This is a genomic window from Nostoc foliaceum FACHB-393 (assembly GCF_014698505.1).
Taxonomy (GTDB): domain Bacteria; phylum Cyanobacteriota; class Cyanobacteriia; order Cyanobacteriales; family Nostocaceae; genus Nostoc; species Nostoc foliaceum_A.
The window spans coordinates 248,336-266,922 of the sequence record NZ_JACJTD010000001.1 but is presented as its reverse complement, the minus strand read 5'-3'; the positions used below and the strand labels follow the sequence as shown (position 1 = coordinate 266,922).

Below are 18,587 nucleotides of genomic sequence, written 5' to 3'. Positions count from 1 at the left end.
TGGGGGGCAATCCCTACTGTGGAGCGGGGAAGATGGGGAAATGGGGAAAAATTTGATGCTAATAATTATGAATAAATTTTATGTATCAAAAGAATCAAGGTGACTTAGTGAATTTTAGCAAAAAGAATCGCCCGTGTTTGGCGCTGACGTTGGGAGATCCTGCGGGGATTGGACCGGAAGTAATTTTGAAAGCTTTAGCAGATCCGGAAATTAGTAAAAAATACGACGTAACAGTTGTGGGTAACCGGGATTTGCTACTAAAGACTTATCAGCAATTGAATTTAATCGAGAATTTAGCATCTTTGGCCAGTCCAGACGAGTTGTCAGTGATTGATGTGCAGTGGGATAGAGAAATTCCAGGTCAAATTATCGCTGGAATAGGTAATGCGGCGAGTGGTGCGGCTAGTTTTGCGTATATGGAATGTGCGATCGCTCAAACACTTGCTGGTAAATTTGATGGGATAGTCACGGGGCCGATCGCTAAATCTGCTTGGAAAGCCGCAGGATATAATTATCCAGGGCAAACGGAACTTTTGGCAGAAAAATCAGGTGTTGACCGTTTTGGGATGTTATTTGTAGCGCGATCGCCTCATACCAATTGGACACTCCGCACTTTACTCGCCACCACACATATTCCTCTACGTCAAGTAGCCGATACATTGACACCGCAGTTGTTGACAGAGAAATTGGGTTTGCTAGTGGAGTGTTTGGAGAAAGATTTTGGGATAGAAAATGGGAGAATTGCGATCGCAGGTTTAAATCCTCATAGTGGCGAACAGGGACAACTTGGACATGAAGAACAGGATTGGTTAATTCCTTGGTTAGAGCAAGAGCGGCAAAAAAGACCACAATTACAGCTAGATGGGCCAATACCGCCAGATACGATGTGGGTTAAACCTGGTCAAGCTTGGTATGGAAATTCTTTAGTACAAAATCCTGCTGATGGCTACTTGGCACTTTACCACGACCAAGGCTTAATTCCTGTAAAGCTGATGGCGTTTGATCGGGCAGTTAATACTTCTATAGGTCTTCCTTTCGTTCGGACTTCACCGGATCATGGAACAGCGTTTGATATTGCGGGTAAGGGAATTGCTGATGCTACGAGTATGAAAGCAGCAATACATTTAGCGGCTGAATTGGTTAGTCAAAGTCAGAGATGATGCCTAAAAGTGTAAATTAACCTACTTATTTTTATAACTCGAAGATATTTCCTAATTTCAAGTGAAGGTAATCTGCATTTCCCAGTTATTCACTCATTGAGTTGCTGGGATTTTTTCTTTTGGCTCTACGAAAGTTTGTAGGCTAACGCCTAACAATTGTGAAATGCTGATGTGCATTTATTAGACCTCTTGCTGTGTGAACTATATGGTGAGCAGCTTCGCTGAGGCAATTAGGAAAGAAAACAGAGATAACTAAACAACGCCCCAGGAATTTACCTGTGGATTCTTGTTTGTTCATCTCTGAAGAGGCGCTAACGCGCACTTAGGTGTGAGGCTTGTGTGCGCTATCGCGCATAGCTTCGTGAATACTATTTGGTACATTCAAATGTCACAAAAACTAAAAGAATTGGGTTTTGTTATTAGTACCACTTTATTGCTTGGTGGTTCTTTCGGTTTGGCTGTTGTTGATAAAGACTATCGTCCAGTATTTGCTGATCTTGTTAAGGTCGGCTTTGGTGGCTATGTCGGTTGGGTTACTTCTACCCGACACGAGCAGGACAAAGGTAAGGATTAAAACTCCTTTCTACATTGTCTAATAGTCTGAAACAACTGTATCTTCCTGATTATGAGTATTTTAACTAGTCTTAGTTATCACTCAATATTGTACTTTTGTAACTTGTGCTTCCACCTGAAAGACAAACTTGCTTTATCAGCCTCATCTCTTTCTTCACTTTCATCAATGAGGTCTTGGTTTTTCTCTTCTAACTCGCGCATATACTGCCTGAGTATACCCCCAACAGCGATCGCTCTACTTTTATGCAGTTGACGGGTTAACTCTAGAAACCATTCTCTATCACCCACCAAATCTGACTCTTTCACCTGATACTTGAGAATTTCTGGGATGAGTAATGACGGGTTATGATGTTTTGCGATCGCGCTAGTATGAACAACAGGCTGGTAATCAATCCGTAAACACTGCTGCCACAACGCTACCCATTTGGCATGAGAAAGATAGCCACGACTGAAATACGAAGGCGGTACCATTGCCAAAATATGTAAATGCGGGTGTGCTGAAACTCCATCTCTACCTTTAGTTACTTCTATAGACTTTACCCAGCCTTTTGCAGGCCATGTTTTCAATTCAGTCAATCGCTTAAAAGCTTTATTCATCGAATCCAAATTTTCCCTGAGTTCCTCAATCTGGCAATTTTTTACAGTCAAGGTGATAAATAGCCAACGGTGCTTGGGGTAATCAGTGACAACCTGTGGGAGAATTTTGTAAGCTCTTGCTTTCCACATGAGCGATCGCCGCCACTGACAAACTGGACAATGACGCACTCTACAGAATCGGGCATCTGATAGCTTTAACTTGAAAAAGCCTTCCGATTCATCTGGCACTAATTGAAACTTTAGTAACTCGGAACACATTCTCATCCGCCAAGCATACTCGTGAAAATAATGTTCGTTTGCTTTGGCGTAATAATGTAAGACTTTATCAGTATTAGCTCGGTGCTTGTCCCAAATTTTACCTAAAAGCGAAACTTCCCTTAAGCTAGGTACATTTTGACTATGTTGGAACTTATCTTGAGAGAATATATTAAAAGCAATAAAGTTATTGTCTGAGGCTTGAGCAGACACGAAATTACCAAATCAATTTGTATCAACGTCCCAAATTAACGCAAGTTATACGGTCAAGCCTCAGTAAAAGTGCTTAGGTAAACAATAAGACTAATGCTGACTCATCTGAGTCATTCTTGGTTATGAAGTACTCCTGAAATTGGAAAGTTCAGGAATTAGTATTCTCGTCGGGTGCTTCAAACTTGTAACCATAGCCCCGCACAGTTTTAATAAACTCCGGTATGCTGGCATCGACTTCCATTTTCTTGCGAAGCTGACCAATATGCACATCAACCACCCGGCCGTCTCCTACGTAGTCGCAACCCCAGATTTTTTGGATTAGCTGTGGGCGACTCCAAGCCTGATTAGGATGACTTGCCAAAAAATGCAAAATATTAAATTCCAGTGCTGTTAAGGCAAGAGATTTATCGTTCAGTGTTACCTCCCGACCCTCTGGGTTAATTGCTAGCTGTTTGAAGACAATACGTTGTGTTGGAGAAGGGTTGATGTAGCGTATCCGTCTTAAAAGAGCTTCTACTCTAACTTCAACTTCTGCAAGACTAAACGGTTTAGTCATGAAATCATCAGCACCTGCGCTTAAAATTTTAATTTTATCAGCCTCATCAGTCCTACTAGTTAGTATCAGCACTAAAACATTAGTACGACTCTGCATTTCTTGACAGAGGCTATAACCATTAACATCCGGCAAATTCCAATCCAGAATCACTAAAGCTGGGTTGAATTGCTCAAACAATGATAAGGCAGTCTTGCCATCTGCTGCCGACTCTATTTGATATTTTCGACTTAAAAAACGATAGACGAGATTTCTCACGCCGAAGTCGTCATCTACGATCAGAATCTTGGGAGTAGTAGCGGTAACCATAACCATAATGCTGCCTAGCCTATTGTAGATTGGGCGATTGGCTGTTGCGCCAGTTTTGCTTTACGTGTTTCTGTTGAGAGTATACTCACGCGCGTCTCTGCTGAGTACCATCGCCACTGTAGTACTTGTGTACAATTAATTTTCCATGAAGTTTATGAAAACTTCAGCCATCGTAATGCTTATAAAATGTATAAGTATTGTATGATTTTTGTATAATTTTGAATTTGTATTGTATAGTTTTTGACTTTTGTACTTAGATACAGTGTAATTGAAAAACATCTCCCTAACCGCAATTAGTCTAGAGAAACACAACGCCACAGCAATTACTACAAATTTGCACAAAGCACTTCCTGATTAATTAAGTATCTACAAAGGCTCATAAACGAAGCTATAAGCAAATCTAGATTCTAAACTCCTACTTACCCAAATCTACTCTAGCCAACGGGTATGTCTTCTTAAAGAGGGTCTACGAGAATTTACTCTGGGTGCATTTATATGTAGCTACTCTCTTAAGCATATACTATACTACAAGTTTCAGCCTGAGACTATGACAAGCCAAGGACTGAGAGCATCAACAGAAGGTATAAGGGCAGCAAAAACAGCTTTAACAGACAAAACTTGGAGTCAGCATAAATTAGCAACAGCTTTAGGCATTACACGTCAACCAGTTTCCAAATTCTTTGCAGGTGAGTCTGTTTCCCGCTCTTGTTTTGTGCAAATTTGCCAACAGCTAGGGTTATCTTGGCAAAAGGTTGCTGGTTTACCTGAAGATGTTGCATTTGAGGCAACTCCTAAAGCACAAATCAAAGGTGCTGACCTTGAAACACTGGTGCGGGAAGTGCGGCAAAAGCGTCAAGATAAAATCCAAGACCAGTGCAACACTCTGCAAATGTTGGACATTGCCCAGACAATCCAATTGATGGACATTTACATCAATATTTATGTTTTAGAAGAGATAACTAGCCTGCAATGGCGAGAAATTTCTGACCTGTTGAAAGACTTCAAATCTGAATCAGACTTTAATCAACTCGCAGGATACAAGGGTCAGAGAAGATTACCAGGCTTGGAAGCAGTATTGCAGCACTCAAAACTGATGGTGCTGGGTAAACCAGGGTCTGGTAAAACTACATTTTTACAATATCTAGCGATTGAGTGTAACAAAGGCGAGTTTCAGCCAAACCGCATAGCAAGTTTTATTAGAGTGAAAGAATTTGCTGAAGATGCCAAAACAGACAGCGAATTCAATCTATTGAACTATATTACCCAAGAATTTCTTACTTGCGGTGTTGAACAGGAATCAACTAAAACTCTGCTGACTGAGGGCAAACTACTGATTTTGCTAGATGGGTTAGATGAAGTACCAGAACAAAAGGCAGATAAAGTCACAGTAGAAATTCGGAGATTTACCCAAACTTTTTACAAAAATCAGTTTGTTATTAGCTGTAGGATTGCTGCCCAAAAATATAGATTTCAGGGAGTGACTGAAGTTGAGATGGCAGATTTTGACCAAGAGCAAGTAGAAGTTTTTGCCAAAAAATGGTTTGTTGGAGTTGCTCTTAAATCTAGGAAAGACAATGAAGCCATAGGAAATTTATTTATTAATCAGCTGCATCTTTCAGAAAATCAACATATCCGAGAATTGGCGGTCACTCCATTACTGCTACATTGGATTTGCTTGGTGTTCCAAGCAAAAGATGAATTTCCTTTAAATCCAGCCAAGTTATATGAGCAAGCAGTGAATACTTTGCTGAACAGATGGGATGAAGTCAAAGGAATTAAACGCGATCGGGTTGCTCAGAATTTGACTTTAAAAAGCAAGAAAAAACTGCTTGCTCAACTTGCCGCTATTACTTTTGAGCAAGAAAATTACTTTTTTGAACAAGAAAAAATCCTGCAAATTATTGCTGACTATCTAGAACCTTTACAAAATATTAATTCAGAGGCAAGTCAATTTTCGCTAGATAACGAAGCAGTAATGAAAGCAATTGAGGTACAAAATGGATTATTGGTGGAAAGGGCAAGAGGAATTTACTCTTTTTCTCATCTGACGTTTCAAGAGTATTTCACGGCTAGGAAAATTGTTGAAAGTTACTCAGCTTATGATTGGAACAATCTGGTCAGTCACATAACCGAAAAACGCTGGCATCAGGTATTTTTATTAACTGTTAGTATGTTGCCGAATGCTAATGAAATACTACAGATAATCAAGCAAAAGATTGATTTGCTAGTTGCTGGCGACGAAAGATTACAATATTTTCTAACCTGGCTGCATCAAAAATCTAGTTCAGTTTCTACACGCTCTAAAGCAGCTGGTGTTCGTGCTTTTTACCTCGTTTGCGTTGAGCGAAGCTCTTGCAATAGACATGATGCTTTTGTCTATACTTCTGGTTATGACCTTGAGTGTGCTCTTGTTGGTAACATCGCTTTTGACGCTGACCTTGTACTAGATGAGTTTCTATTCAGTACTGTTTCCTGCATTAACGAGCTTGACTTTGCCTGTGAACATACCCTAAACGATACCCTTGATCATGCACATGCCCTTGTAATTGCCTTTGATAAAGCTGTTGACGTTGCTGTTGATCTTAAATTGAATAAAGTTCTGCAAAAACTTAAAAAACAACTACCAAAAATAGACAGCAAACCAGAGAAATTTAGAGGCTGGTGGCAAGCTCAGGGTAAAGCCTGGGGTGCAGAATTAAGAGATGTGCTGATTAAGTATCGCAATATTGGTTACAACTGGCAGTTCAACAAACAGCAAAAAGAATTGCTTCAGCAATATTACGATGCCAATAAATTGCTGGTAGATTGCCTCAATAGTGCAGCTGATGTAACTCCTATAGTGCGACAAGAGATTGAAGAGACATTATTATTAGCGATCGCAGATATTGAAAAATTACGTAATTCCTATACTAATAGCTGAAAAATTTTAACTTCTATACTATATTCTAGGTAGTAAATTTAATAAATTTAAATTTATTCACAATCTGTTTAAATAATTAAATATCCAAAATTTTAATAAAATTAATATAATAAAAATCCCTTTCAATAGTCTAATTAGTCTGTATTTGCAATGGATTAAATGGTAGAAAATATTTCAAATAGCTACTCTATCTCAAGAGAGACTTTGAGTAGATTCAGCCCATAGAAAGATTAATTTAATATATTTAGTCCGTTAAATTGCTATTAATATCGTCAGTCAGGAATAGTTATGGTTAACAATTTAGTCGGCGGCATCATTCCCCCACAACCACCAATAGAAGCACAATCTGATGTTCATGTGCTGAAGTCTCGTCTAGAATGGGGCGAACCAGCTTTTACAATACTGGATGTGCGCGATCGCAACACCTTCAACGAAGGTCACATTATGGGAGCGATGCCGATGCCAATAGATGAATTGGTACAGCGTGCAGTACCTTCTTTGGATAAAAGCCGTGATATTTACATTTACGGTGCTAATGAAGAAGAAACTGCCCAAGCAGCGCAACAACTACGTTCTAATGGATTTGAGCATGTCTCCCAACTCAAAGGTGGTCTTGCCGCATGGAAAGCTATCGGTGGCCCAACAGAAGGCATTATTGAATCCAAAACTCCCCCAGGTGCAGATGACTACAATGTAGTAGATCGGCTCAAAAATCACCAAGAAAATCAGCCAAAGGGAGGCACTAGCGCGACGGAAGCCATTAAAAAAGGAGCTAGTAACCTCAAGGAAGGCATTCAAGAAGGAGCTACTAACCTCAAGGAAGGCATTCAAGAGGGAGCTAGTAACCTCAAGGAAGGCATTAGTGAATCTAAAACTTCTAGAAACACTGATGATTCCAATATTGGATCTTAGACCACAAATAAATTAGAAAATTAGCGATAGACCTCTTGTATAAATCAATAATGAGAACCCCACTTTACCTTTGACTTACATCTAAATCTCCCTTCTTTGCTTGTAGGCAGAGGTTAGGGGTGGGGTGTTAAGGAATTTTCCAAGAGGTCTAATCTCTATTTCTCATGAGCAGAAAAGTCGCAATTCAGGAGTCAAAAGACAGAATATTCTCTGTTGTTTGTAATGTTTGTCCTCCAGATAAATAACTTTTGCGAAAGACTCCATGAGCAGCGCTCACAAGGAAGAATGAGAAATCATTTCCTTGTAACCTGTCACCTATTTTCAAGGCATGTTTAGTGTTTGATCAATGTTCAAACAAATCTTTAAATTGCAACAAATCCAAAGAAACTATTGTTGGCAGAACTTCAAAACATTCTTGAGCAATTTCCCAACGTTCTTCTCGTTTGAGCATTTCTGTTAGCTTCTGCTGCACACTAAGTAGGTAGCGTACATCATTGGCAGCGTAACTCAGTTGAGCTTCAGATAAACTAGCGGCATTACCCCAATCTGAACTTTGAGAGCTTTTATCCAGTTCTACTTGTTCTAACTCTTGCACCACATCTTTAAGTCCGTGGCGATTAGTGTAAGTACGAGCTAACTTACTAGCAATTTTGGTACAAAAAACAGGCACAACCTGAATCCCCAGATTGGCTCGCAAAGTGGCAAGGTCAAACCGAGCAAAGTGAAACACTTTTACGACATTCGCCGCTTCCAAGAGTTTTTTTAAATTTGGGGCATCAGCTTGTCCTTTGGCTATGCGAATTGCAGTCACTTTCCCTTCCGGGTTGCACAGCTGGACAAGACACAAGCGATCGCGCTGCGGCAATAATCCCATCGTTTCTGTATCAACTGCGATCGCATCTGATTCTAAATACTGTCCAAGGGCTGCGTCACTGAGATCGCGATCGCTCACCTGAAATTCTTGTAATGTCATGAATTGTTCAAAAATAATAGCAGTGTCTAGCAGATAAAAGTCTTGTCAGACACTACATTATTATTGTGCAAAAAAATCAGAAATTAAATCTACCTAGCGCGGAAAAAAAGCTGTGTAAGGTAGACTTCGCCTTGATTATTAGTAGCAACGCCAATTCCAGTGAGGTTGTAATTTCCTTTAAGATTCTTTAGATGTCCCGGACTGTTGATCCAACCAGTAACAGCTTCGTCCACAGGGTTACTATATCCGCGATTGAAAGCTACATTTTCCGCCGCACTGTTGTAGCGAATAGGGATAGCTTTGACTCGCCGTTCAAATCCCTGATGGCTAAATGGGGTTTTACCTTTAGCCATATTCTGACTATGAATTCTTGCCTGTCGAGTAATATTTGCATTTAGGGTCAACTTTGGCAGTCCTTTAGAAGCCCGATATCGATTAATTTCCTCAAAAACGGATTTTTCTAGCTCCGTAGTTTTAAAAGTAGGAGTCGATATTGCAACCTGACTGGAAAAAAGTGACAACAGCTTATTACGGGTGGATGTATTTGTAGAAGGATGATTTGGTATCGGAACAGTCGTTAATCCACTAGCAAGGACAAGCGCACTTAAAGCGATGCCAAAAGCAGTTTGTCGGAACATGGAGAATTGCGTAATATGTAGAGATATAAGACTTATACTCTACCCTATTGTTCCGACGATATATACCACGATACTATTAAGGATTGATGAATTTTGGCAATCTGGCTACATCCTTGTATAGGAAGTACAAAAAATGGTTTCCAATTATCAATACTTTAATAGGTCAGCTTCATGAAATCACGGTTATTTTCGCTGATAATTTCAGATTTTAATGGATTATTAAAAAATAATGTAGTGTTCAATAGACAAATGTCATTGAAACTACATTATTCTATATCTAGTAAAAGCTTTGCCAACAGACTTAAGTCTGGGGAATTTGAGAAAAAACCTAAATTCTACGAAATCTATTAGCGAAAGAAAAGTTGTGTAAGGTAGACTCTGCCTGCACTGTTTCTAGCGACACCAATCCCCGTCTGATTAAAATTACCTTTGATATTGGCAAGATGCCCTGGACTTTTGAGCCAGCCTTGAACAGCTCTCGTAGCCGGGTCACTACGTCCCTGGTTGTAAGCAACATTTTCACCAGCGGTTCTGTAGGAAATACCGGTTGCTTTAATACGTTGTTGAAATCCACCATGTCCAAAGGCGACTCTACCACTAGCCATGTTCTGACTGTGAATCTTAGCTTGATTATCGATGGCAGAATTACGAGTCAGTTCTGGTTGCCCTATGGAAGCTCTGTACTCATTAATTTGGCTAAAAACCGACTCTTCTAGAGCAGCAGTGTCGCTGCTAGATGCTGCGATATCAACAGTATGTCTTGATATATGTGAAGACTCTGGTGTAAAAGTTAGATTTGTTACAGGAGTAGCGATCGCGCCACTACCAAGAACAATAGTTCCTAAAGCAACGCCGTAGATTGTTGTTCTAATCATTTGCTGAAAGTAAACTTCCAGACCATCTAACCAAACTAACGTCCATGTGACAAATTGCTTATAGGTCTATATACCTCTCTTTAAGCCGTTTTATATTCAAAAACTACCAGCAAACTTTTAAATTCACGACCTTACAAAAAAATTGCGCTGTTGCTAAAAAACTCCCTCTACCATTAGTATGATTATTTGTATATAGATGGCATAAATTGCTCCACGAAAACCTCTCGGCGACTAGCTTGGCTTGAGGCTTTCTAACTCTTCCTGTACAACACGCAACACCCGTGCAATATATTCCGCACGCCACTGTTCCCGCTCCTTAGTTACTTTTGTATCCGGCTGGTAACCTTCAATCTCAGTAGCCGATAAAATACCTTTAACCTCTAGCAACCGTTCAATGGTGTCTAGCCGCTCATGCAGTACGGACACCTCACCAGTCAAAGCCATGACGATCGCTAACAATTTATCAATTTGCGGACTATCTAAGTAAACAGGTCGTTTACCCTTAGCTATTTTTGCCATCTTTATACCAATTCTCCCAAAACAAGATTACACACATAAAAGAAAGAAACCCAGATGAAATCTGACTTTCTCAATTACGTAGCTTGCTTCTCGCCAGAGGCGAGTATTACAAATTACAAATTACGAATTGGTATACTTCCTCTACTTACTTAGTTGCAACAACTACAAACCATGTACCTTGGCTGCCTGAGTTACCATTTTTTAACAGGCTATTAGTTACATTTGCTTTCCATGCCCCATTAGGGACAAATTTCTCGAATGTCTTATCTGCTGCAAAACCAGCCTCAGTAGCTAGCGACACCAAATCCAGATCGCGTACAGCACTCCAGAAGGGTTCGTTGTTGTTTGCGGTTTCCCAATCATAAACGAACTGCGTATAAACATCCATGTGACGATACAGGGGTGCTTCCACATGGAGCATCATTCCGCCGGGAGCCAGTAGACGATAAGATTCTTGCATAACTTTACGGACAGATGGCGGGGGAATTTCATGGAGTAAAATATGAGAAACTATTAAGTCAAAAGATTCATCCGGGAAGTTAGTGTGCTCGGCATTTTGCTGAGAGAAATGTACCCGTTTGCCCAAAGATTCCGCTCTTGCATGAGCATAACGCAGCATGGGTGCGCCTACATCTATGGCATTGACTTCTGCATCTGGAAAACCATCCACATAGGGTAATGTGCTATTGCCGATAGAACATCCCATATCGAGAATTTTTTTGGGTCGAAAGTCAGGATACTCTGGCAGGAGATAGTTTTGGACTATAGATAGCCCCATATCATCGTTAAGCGGCCCCAACCAACCCAGACCATAAACGTAAGCGCCGCGATCGTAAGTTGCGCCGGCAGCTACATCATCCTCTGTAAATTCACTGTGATATCCTCCGGGCATACAGTGAATGTCTACAGCCTGCTGATGAGTAGGTATTTGAAAATTTGGGTCGAGAGTTAAAGTACCCAGTTCAGCACCCTGATCTTTGGCACGTTCAATCAACTCTGGCAGTTGTCTGTCAACACTGGAATTTACAGCATCCCATAATATTTCCTGGTTAATGCGCTTGAGGGCACTACTCCAGCGGTAGTATGGTTCGTGCTGCATTACTTCCCGAATTTCATAACGAGTCTGGGGAGAACGCTGATGTTCTTGTTCAAACTTCGGCTTGGCTAGTTTTTCATAAAGTACTTTATTGCCAGGAGAGATATTCCTGAAAATGTGCATTCTCAGACTTTGCACAAAATTTTGGCGTGCCAACTCGTCGTGAGTGGGTTGCGGTAGCATCGGGTGTTGGAATTGTTGATTCATTATTGCTTTTTACCCAACTTTTTAAGTATATTTACGCGTCATTTAAGAACTTGGCTACTGTTTGTACATCCTTATCGCCACGTCCAGAGCAGTTAATTACAATCCGGGGACTGTCGGTTAGTTGGGGACACAGGGTTTCAAGGTAGGCGATCGCATGGGCTGTTTCTAATGCTGGGATAATCCCCTCCAATTTCGACAATCGCTGAAATGCCGCTAAAGCTTCTGCATCCGTCACACTATAGTATTCAGCGCGACCAGTATCCTTCAAATAACTGTGTTCTGGGCCCACACCGGGATAATCTAAACCTGCACTAATTGAGTGTGCCTCAATGATTTGCCCATCCTCATCTTGCAGAAGATAACTCATTGCTCCGTGCAATACACCAACTCGTCCTTTTGTCAAGGTTGCTGCGTGTTTTTCAGTATTGACACCTTCTCCTGCTGCCTCAATACCAATGAACCGTATAGAAGGGTCATTCATAAACTCATAAAATAGTCCCATAGCATTGGAACCACCACCCACGCAAGCTAAGAGAATATCAGGCAATACACCCCACTTTTCCATTGCTTGGGCGCGAGTTTCTTGGCCGATTACTGCATGGAAATCACGTACCATCATCGGGTAAGGATGAGGCCCTGCTACTGAACCGAGAATGTAGTGAGTTGTTTCCACATTTGTCACCCAATCACGGATTGCTTCAGAAGTAGCATCCTTAAGGGTTCCAGTTCCCGCTTCCACCGGACGCACTTCTGCCCCCATCAACCGCATTCTGAACACATTTAAAGCTTGGCGTTCCATGTCATGAACACCCATGTAAATTACGCATTCCAGCCCAAAACGAGCGCAAACTGTAGCTGTGGCAACACCGTGTTGTCCAGCACCTGTTTCGGCAATAATCCGTTGCTTACCCATGCGTTTTGCCAACAATACCTGACCTAGGGCATTATTAATTTTATGAGCACCAGTATGGTTTAAATCCTCACGTTTTAAGTAAATTTGCGGCCCCGTGCGATCGGGTCGGGCATAATGAGCAGTCAGGCGTTCAGCGAAATACAATGGTGTGGCACGTCCTACATAGTCCCGTAACAACTGCTGTAGTTCTGCTTGAAAACCAGGGTCATTGCGGTATTGCTGATAAGCTGTTTCTAGTTCAGTAAGAGCAGGCATCAGCGTTTCAGGTACATACTTACCGCCGAAGCGTCCAAAGCGACCTAGCGTATCGGGAACCTGAGCAGTTGAATTTGGAGATAGGGGAGTGGTAGTCACGGGCTGTTTTCGATGACGGGAATGACTTAATTATTATAGAAAGTCTGGGGCATATCTAGGTTATATCTGGGGACTGGGAACTAAATTCTTCACTGATACTCAATGCCCCACGCCCAATTAGTTTGAATTCCTCGCAATGGATTTGTGATGTTAGCCTAGAAATTGATATCCCAGCAGAATGGTTGCGTAGAAGTTTCCACTGCCTTTGAAATTTTTCTTAATAAAGATTTTATGTCTTCTTCCAATTCTAAATCTTCTGACAAAGGCTTTGTCTACCGCGAATTTGGCAACGACAACTCCGCCGCCACAGAAAGACCAATTCCAGAACTCCCCACACAACAACAAAATCTCAAAGTACAAGCTTCCCGCAAAGGACGCAAAGGCAAAACTGTCACAGTGATTAGCGGTTTTCAAGCCAAGCCAGAAACCTTGGCAGATTTGGTGAAGCAGCTAAAAACCCAGTGCGGTACAGGTGGGACAGTTAAAGATAACGAAATTGAAATTCAGGGCGAACACAAGCAGAAAATTGTCGATATTTTGACCAAGTTAGGTTATAAAGCCAAAATTAGCGGTGGCTAATCTTGAGTGCGGTTTACCGCATCTTAACCGTGGTCTGGATTGAGAGAGGGAATGTTATCTTTGAGAGGTACAAATATGCTTGAGCAGTAGTAAATCACTTTGCCAACAAGCTATTTTTTATGAGATGAATAGGAGGTTTAAATGGATTTAGTTCGGATTCTGTGTGCCATTTTCGTGCCGCCTCTGGGAGTTTTTTTGCAAGTAGGTTTTGGTATAGACTTTTGGATTAATATAGTTTTGACACTTTTTGGTTACATTCCTGGGATTATTCATGCAGTGTGGATAATTGCTAAGAAATAATTCTTTGTGGGGGTAGGTATTGAGGCTCTGCATCCAGTGATAAATTGAGCAGAGCCTTAATTAATGCATTTCCATAATCTGCATGAAAACAAGAAAAATGGTTAAAAAATCATTTGCCTAGTATTTGTAACTTTAATTAAACAAAAATCTATAAATATCCTAAGCACATTGCTTTATAACTTTGACATAAGCATTACAATACTGTTGTCAAAATTAACTATTTATTTTACTATTAATCAAAGTTGTATAAACACAATCGAGTCTCAAATTTAGGCTTTTGTTTGCCCATAAATACCGAATCAGCTCTCATTTTTTAACATGGCATAGAGTCTAAACTCTAGAAGTAAGGGGCAGATGTGCAATTGCCATTGTAAAGTTGAGACATTCAAATCTTTGATCAACCCAGTGCGTATATCTAGTACCCAACCATGAATCAGAGGTGCTTTTCGCTTATAGAGTACCTGACGCATGATGGAAGTTTGGTAAAGATTTTTCACTTGCGCCACAACATTGATTTCTGCCAAACGATTCAGACGTTCTTCTCTTGTTGGCAAGGCATCAATTTCTTCTTGTTTGTGTAAATACAGTTCCCGAATCGGATTTACCCAGTTATCAAGAATTCCGATGGTTCTTCCTTCTAAAGCCGCCTTAATTCCTCCGCAATCATAGTGACCACAAACGATAATGTGTTCCACTTTAAGATGTAAAATTGCGTATTCTAAAACGGCTAAAAAGTTTATATCCGTTAGAGAAACTTGATTAGCAATATTACGATGTACAAATAATTCTCCTGGTTCTGTACGGGTAAACTTTGTTAATGCCAGACGACTATCAGAACATCCAATGTATAGAAAAGGTGGTGTTTGTCCACTAGATAATTCTTGAAAGTAAGTTGGGTCTAAAGCTAGTTTCTCGGCAACCCATGCCTGATTATTTCTGAGGAGTTCATCAATGCTGTTATATTTCATCTTTCGTTAAATTCGAGAGAGAATCTCATCAATATTTTAGCTGATTTACAGTTGCCTATAAATCAAGATGAACTTTTTACCAGCTAAAATCTTTATAAAGATGAAATTTTTCTATAGCATCATTAATATAATTAGTGTATAAATTGTAAAGGATTAAATTAGTTTTTATATAAAAACTGAATATGTATAATTTTAGTAACCTAACTAAACAAAGTAAAATTTAAGCATTTATACCGATGGTTTCAAAACCTCATTTAGCATTTCTATATATTCTTGCAAAGCAGAGAAAGTTCTGTAACCAAAATCATTTTAAGTGACACCACAAACTGTGCATTTGAGTCAAGCAAGTGCGGCGGAAGTTATGAGTACTGGCCCTTTCAATACACAGAGAGACTTTCTGACGATGGTAAGCTAACTTAACAAAGATGCCAAATTTGAGGTTGAGATATTAAGTTATTAGCTTCAATCGGGTGCAACAACTTTCTTATCGTTATGATGATTAATCGACCAACGGTGATCAATAGTTACAGAGGAAAACTCACAAATTTCTTCTAGTCGTTTTTGCTGTACAGCAGCTTTACGCAGAGTAATAATTAGTTGATTTACCTGATGCCGTAAATCTGGATTATCATTTACAGCTAACATTGTTTGTCTTTCTAAAAGTTGAAGTATAAGTTCGTAGTGAATAGGAGAAGGTAAAGGAATTTGCTCCATGAAGTTAAATTTTGATTTCATATTTGGGATTTTGTATTAGTCAGCATTTGTCTCTTATCAATAAATTGTTACATACTAAATAACTAGTTGCTTATGGCTTTAATTCGATTAGCAATGAAGATTTGGCAAAGATATTGATGATATTTGATGGCAAAGTGCTGCGTATCTACGCATAGTGTGCCCAATTGCCCAACTATTGTATGCATTTGTATACAGTTAGTTGCTGTGCGCTCAGGGGCGTAGGGGAGGTATTTATTTCAGATATTCCTCGGTAATATACGGCCGATCGCAGCGCCGGGATCTGGTTGTTTGACCAAAGATTCGCCTATGAGTACAGCAGATGCACCTGCTGCAACCACCAAATTCAAATCATCTGGGTTGTGTAGTCCTGACTCGCTGACAACAAGGATGTTTTTCTCCTGCAATTGGTTACCCCTTGCTGCTAAAAGTTGGCAAGTAGTTTGCAGATCAACAGAGAAATCTTCCAAATTGCGATTATTGATTCCTACTAAGGAGACCCCATCTAAAGCTAACACACGGTCAAGTTCTGCCAAGCTATGGACTTCAATCAAGGCTGCCATTTTCAGGTTCTTAGCAATTTTGAGGAAGTATTGCAAATCTTGATCGCCCAGGATAGCTGCAATCAACAAAATAGCATCTGCACCTTGAACCCGCGCTAAGTACATCTGGTAAGGATAAATGATAAACTCTTTGCAAAGTAGAGGCAAATCTACAGCAGCGCGAACTTTGGCTAAGTTGTCAAAACTACCTTGAAAGAATTTGACATCGGTTAGCACAGAAAGACAACTGGCTTTGGCTTGCTGATAAGATAGGGCGATCGCTACTGGGTCAAAATCTTCTCGGAGAACGCCTTTGCTAGGTGAAGCTTTTTTAACTTCTGCAATCAATGCTGGTTTAGTCTTACCTTGGCGCAAGGCGGCGACAAAATCACGGGTTGGCGGTGCAGAGAGTGCTTGATGTTGTAATTTCCGTAAAGGCAGCCTTTCTCGCATTTGCTCAACTTCTACTTCTTTCTGCCAGACAATTTCTTCCAAAATGTTGTTTGGCGCTGAATCTGGTATGGCAGCCTGATAACGTAATATAGATACATTAATAGCTGGGTTAGGTGAACGACGACGGATTTGCATAATTAGTCATTAGTTATTAGTCATTAGTCATTAGTCAGTGGTCATTTGTCCTTTTTTATTAGCAAAGGACAAATGACAAAGGACTAAATTGCGATCGCTCGTTTATAAGCTTCGTCTAGAACTTCCGAAAGTGTCGGATGGGCGTGAACTAGATGTGCGAGACTTTGGACAGATTGACGGTTAGCGATCGCAGCTGACGCTTCATGAATTAAGTCTGAGGCGTGCAGTCCGAAAATGTGAACACCCAAGACTTCTCCGGTGTCTTTGCGATATATCACCTTGGCAATCCCGTCGGCTTCATTTTCTGCCAACGCTTTGGAATTCCCTTTGAAGTAACTTCGACTTGTGCCGATTTCAAACCCTTCGGTTTGTCCTAACTCCTTAGCTGCTGTTTCTGTTAAGCCCACATAGCTGACTTCTGGGTGGGTAAACGCCGCTGCGGGGATGCTGCGATAGTCTACTATTCTTTCCCTCCCAACTATATTTTCTACCGCGATGATGCCTTGAGCAGAAGCCGCATGTGCCAACATCATCTTCCCATTAGCGTCGCCAATTGCCCACACATGTGGCACGACTTCACCAGATGATAGTACTGCCATGCGATCGTCAACTGGGATAAAATTCCGCCGATCCAGTTCCACACCGACAGACTCCAAACCAAGATTTTTGGTCGCTGGGATGCGTCCTGTAGCCACCAAGCAAGCATCTACTTCGATGACATCTACATCTTCTTTGGTTTTGAAATCTGCTAACTCAATCACCACAGGTGAACCTGGGATGACTTTTTTAGCGTATATCCCCACTTTCGTTTCAATATCGCGGGGAGTAATCAGCACCCGTTCGGCAAGTTTGGCAATGTCTCGGTCAAATCCTGGCATTAACTGATCTAGGGCTTCAATCAAGGTGATTTCACAACCCAAAGCTGAGTAAATATCAGAAAATTCCAAGCCGATGTAACCACTACCAATAATCGCCACCCAGTCTGGTAGCGACTCCAACTTAACGCCTTGATCGCTGGTAAAGACAGTTTTGCCGTCTACTTCAATCCCTGGAGGTACAAAAGGAATTGAACCAGGGGAAAGGATGATGTCTTTGGCTGTGATGGTTTTTTCGCCACCGTCTCCGGTGATAGAGACTTTTTGTGCCCCAGCGATTTTTCCCCAACCTCTGATAATATCAACTCCTAGACGTTTGAGGCTGTTGGTTAAGTCGCCTTGGATTTTTGAGACGAGATTACCAGCATGATCCGCGATCGCTTGGCGATCAAATTCCACGCTACCAATTTGAATTCCTAGTGACTTGAGGTGGTGGGCATTGCGTAACTCCCGCACACGTCCAGATGCCGCCAGCAGCGCCTTAGAAGGAATGCAGCCCCGATTAACACAGGTTCCTCCCATATCAGCAGCTTCGATAATCGCTGTTTTCAGACCACAACTTACAGCGTGTAAGGCTGCGCCATGTCCGCCTACACCAGCCCCTATAATGACTAAATCGTAATCAAATCCTTGACTCACGTTAGTTTCCCCGTGTGCTTCGCCTATTTATTCTCAACTTGACCGTCAATCAGCGCAACCCCTTTAACAGTTCTCAGTTCTCAGTTCTCAGTTTTCAGTTTTATCGCTTGATTCCAAATCCTTCACAATACATCGTCAGGACTGTTCACTGATGACTGTTTACTAATTTAAGGTTCGGGTGTTGCTTCAAATTATGATTCACTTGCTTCTGACGAAAATATGGATGTTTTCAGTAATTATAGTCAAATCTAGATACTTATTTTTTTGATACCTATTAGCCTCGGAATTCGTTCTGAG

17 protein-coding genes and 1 pseudogene are annotated in these 18,587 nt (G+C 40.9%); 6 read left to right on the top strand and 12 right to left on the bottom strand.

The genetic code is table 11. The features are described 5' to 3' along the window. The first annotated feature begins 80 nt into the window (after window positions 1-80). Window positions 81-1,160 (top strand): 4-hydroxythreonine-4-phosphate dehydrogenase PdxA, encoded by a 1,080-nt coding sequence (pdxA, locus tag H6G92_RS01145; RefSeq protein ID WP_190889876.1) that lies wholly within the window; start codon window positions 81-83, stop codon window positions 1,158-1,160. A 385-nt stretch (window positions 1,161-1,545) separates the two neighbouring features. Continuing rightward, on the top strand, window positions 1,546-1,734 hold the full coding sequence (locus H6G92_RS01140; RefSeq protein ID WP_181928370.1) for a hypothetical protein: 189 nt from the start codon (window positions 1,546-1,548) through the stop codon (window positions 1,732-1,734). Between the two features lie 77 nt (window positions 1,735-1,811). Here the strand turns inward: H6G92_RS01140 and H6G92_RS01135 are convergent, their stop codons facing one another. Together H6G92_RS01135 and H6G92_RS01130 are read right to left on the bottom strand one after the other, a co-directional pair. Then, window positions 1,812-2,798: a protein rep gene (locus tag H6G92_RS01135; RefSeq protein ID WP_190889875.1), complete on the bottom strand. Its 987-nt coding sequence runs from the start codon at window positions 2,796-2,798 to the stop codon at window positions 1,812-1,814. A 148-nt stretch (window positions 2,799-2,946) separates the two neighbouring features. Next, window positions 2,947-3,666 carry a response regulator transcription factor gene (locus H6G92_RS01130; protein WP_190889874.1) on the bottom strand — a complete coding sequence of 240 codons (720 nt, stop codon included), beginning with the start codon at window positions 3,664-3,666 and terminating at the stop codon, window positions 2,947-2,949. Window positions 3,667-4,207: 541 nt separating this feature from the next. Between H6G92_RS01130 and H6G92_RS01125 the strand changes: the two genes are divergently transcribed. Further along, window positions 4,208-6,580 (top strand): NACHT domain-containing protein, encoded by a 2,373-nt coding sequence (locus H6G92_RS01125; RefSeq protein ID WP_190889873.1) that lies wholly within the window; start codon window positions 4,208-4,210, stop codon window positions 6,578-6,580. 288 nt (window positions 6,581-6,868) lie between these two features. Beyond that, a pseudogene (locus tag H6G92_RS01120) lies at window positions 6,869-7,315 on the top strand (rhodanese-like domain-containing protein); the annotation flags it as partial. Between the two features lie 520 nt (window positions 7,316-7,835). On the opposite strand, the gene H6G92_RS01115 reads toward H6G92_RS01120, so the two are convergent. The 6 genes from H6G92_RS01115 to trpB form a co-directional block, all read right to left on the bottom strand. Beyond that, complete coding sequence (locus H6G92_RS01115; protein WP_190889869.1) at window positions 7,836-8,465, bottom strand: ribonuclease D; 630 nt, start codon at window positions 8,463-8,465, stop codon at window positions 7,836-7,838. 89 nt (window positions 8,466-8,554) lie between these two features. Continuing rightward, window positions 8,555-9,103, bottom strand: a complete 549-nt coding sequence (locus H6G92_RS01110; protein ID WP_190889866.1) for a CAP domain-containing protein — start codon at window positions 9,101-9,103, stop codon at window positions 8,555-8,557. Window positions 9,104-9,450: 347 nt separating this feature from the next. Then, window positions 9,451-9,978, bottom strand: a complete 528-nt coding sequence (locus H6G92_RS01105) for a CAP domain-containing protein (protein WP_190889864.1) — start codon at window positions 9,976-9,978, stop codon at window positions 9,451-9,453. Window positions 9,979-10,209: 231 nt separating this feature from the next. Next, a complete protein-coding gene (locus H6G92_RS01100; protein WP_190889863.1) occupies window positions 10,210-10,497 on the bottom strand; it encodes a hypothetical protein in 288 nt (95 codons plus the stop codon). Between the two features lie 145 nt (window positions 10,498-10,642). Beyond that, window positions 10,643-11,800 carry a class I SAM-dependent methyltransferase gene (locus H6G92_RS01095; protein ID WP_190889862.1) on the bottom strand — a complete coding sequence of 386 codons (1,158 nt, stop codon included), beginning with the start codon at window positions 11,798-11,800 and terminating at the stop codon, window positions 10,643-10,645. A 31-nt stretch (window positions 11,801-11,831) separates the two neighbouring features. Then, window positions 11,832-13,067 (bottom strand): tryptophan synthase subunit beta, encoded by a 1,236-nt coding sequence (gene trpB, locus H6G92_RS01090; protein ID WP_190889861.1) that lies wholly within the window; start codon window positions 13,065-13,067, stop codon window positions 11,832-11,834. A 231-nt stretch (window positions 13,068-13,298) separates the two neighbouring features. Between trpB and H6G92_RS01085 the strand changes: the two genes are divergently transcribed. Further along, on the top strand, window positions 13,299-13,646 hold the full coding sequence (locus H6G92_RS01085; protein WP_190889860.1) for a translation initiation factor: 348 nt from the start codon (window positions 13,299-13,301) through the stop codon (window positions 13,644-13,646). A 141-nt stretch (window positions 13,647-13,787) separates the two neighbouring features. Continuing rightward, the gene (locus tag H6G92_RS01080; RefSeq protein WP_012410519.1) at window positions 13,788-13,946 is read left to right on the top strand and encodes a YqaE/Pmp3 family membrane protein; all 159 of its coding nucleotides are present in this window, start codon (window positions 13,788-13,790) and stop codon (window positions 13,944-13,946) included. A 299-nt stretch (window positions 13,947-14,245) separates the two neighbouring features. Here H6G92_RS01080 and H6G92_RS01075 read toward each other — a convergent pair whose 3' ends face one another. From H6G92_RS01075 to lpdA, 4 genes are all read right to left on the bottom strand, one after another. Next, the gene (locus H6G92_RS01075; RefSeq protein ID WP_190889859.1) at window positions 14,246-14,914 is read right to left on the bottom strand and encodes a carbonic anhydrase; all 669 of its coding nucleotides are present in this window, start codon (window positions 14,912-14,914) and stop codon (window positions 14,246-14,248) included. Window positions 14,915-15,376: 462 nt separating this feature from the next. Continuing rightward, window positions 15,377-15,628, bottom strand: coding sequence for a DUF5340 domain-containing protein (locus H6G92_RS01070; protein ID WP_190890114.1), 252 nt, complete (start codon window positions 15,626-15,628; stop codon window positions 15,377-15,379). Window positions 15,629-15,885: 257 nt separating this feature from the next. Beyond that, window positions 15,886-16,776 carry an indole-3-glycerol phosphate synthase TrpC gene (gene trpC, locus H6G92_RS01065; RefSeq protein ID WP_190889857.1) on the bottom strand — a complete coding sequence of 297 codons (891 nt, stop codon included), beginning with the start codon at window positions 16,774-16,776 and terminating at the stop codon, window positions 15,886-15,888. Window positions 16,777-16,859: 83 nt separating this feature from the next. Next, the gene (gene lpdA / locus H6G92_RS01060) at window positions 16,860-18,290 is read right to left on the bottom strand and encodes a dihydrolipoyl dehydrogenase (protein WP_190889855.1); all 1,431 of its coding nucleotides are present in this window, start codon (window positions 18,288-18,290) and stop codon (window positions 16,860-16,862) included. Window positions 18,291-18,587 lie beyond the last annotated feature (297 nt).

What these genes read in the sequence shown, in the direction of transcription:
- H6G92_RS01110 (WP_190889866.1), bottom strand. Translation starts at nt 9,103, where the DNA reads ATGTTCCGACAAACTGCTTTTGGCATCGCTTTAAGTGCGCTTGTCCTT.
- pdxA (WP_190889876.1), top strand. Translation starts at nt 81, where the DNA reads ATGTATCAAAAGAATCAAGGTGACTTAGTGAATTTTAGCAAAAAGAAT.
- H6G92_RS01130 (WP_190889874.1), bottom strand. Translation starts at nt 3,666, where the DNA reads ATGGTTATGGTTACCGCTACTACTCCCAAGATTCTGATCGTAGATGAC.
- H6G92_RS01095 (WP_190889862.1), bottom strand. Translation starts at nt 11,800, where the DNA reads ATGAATCAACAATTCCAACACCCGATGCTACCGCAACCCACTCACGAC.
- H6G92_RS01125 (WP_190889873.1), top strand. Translation starts at nt 4,208, where the DNA reads ATGACAAGCCAAGGACTGAGAGCATCAACAGAAGGTATAAGGGCAGCA.
- H6G92_RS01075 (WP_190889859.1), bottom strand. Translation starts at nt 14,914, where the DNA reads ATGAAATATAACAGCATTGATGAACTCCTCAGAAATAATCAGGCATGG.
- trpC (WP_190889857.1), bottom strand. Translation starts at nt 16,776, where the DNA reads ATGCAAATCCGTCGTCGTTCACCTAACCCAGCTATTAATGTATCTATA.
- H6G92_RS01070 (WP_190890114.1), bottom strand. Translation starts at nt 15,628, where the DNA reads ATGGAGCAAATTCCTTTACCTTCTCCTATTCACTACGAACTTATACTT.
- H6G92_RS01140 (WP_181928370.1), top strand. Translation starts at nt 1,546, where the DNA reads ATGTCACAAAAACTAAAAGAATTGGGTTTTGTTATTAGTACCACTTTA.
- H6G92_RS01115 (WP_190889869.1), bottom strand. Translation starts at nt 8,465, where the DNA reads ATGACATTACAAGAATTTCAGGTGAGCGATCGCGATCTCAGTGACGCA.
- H6G92_RS01080 (WP_012410519.1), top strand. Translation starts at nt 13,788, where the DNA reads ATGGATTTAGTTCGGATTCTGTGTGCCATTTTCGTGCCGCCTCTGGGA.
- H6G92_RS01085 (WP_190889860.1), top strand. Translation starts at nt 13,299, where the DNA reads ATGTCTTCTTCCAATTCTAAATCTTCTGACAAAGGCTTTGTCTACCGC.
- H6G92_RS01105 (WP_190889864.1), bottom strand. Translation starts at nt 9,978, where the DNA reads ATGATTAGAACAACAATCTACGGCGTTGCTTTAGGAACTATTGTTCTT.
- H6G92_RS01100 (WP_190889863.1), bottom strand. Translation starts at nt 10,497, where the DNA reads ATGGCAAAAATAGCTAAGGGTAAACGACCTGTTTACTTAGATAGTCCG.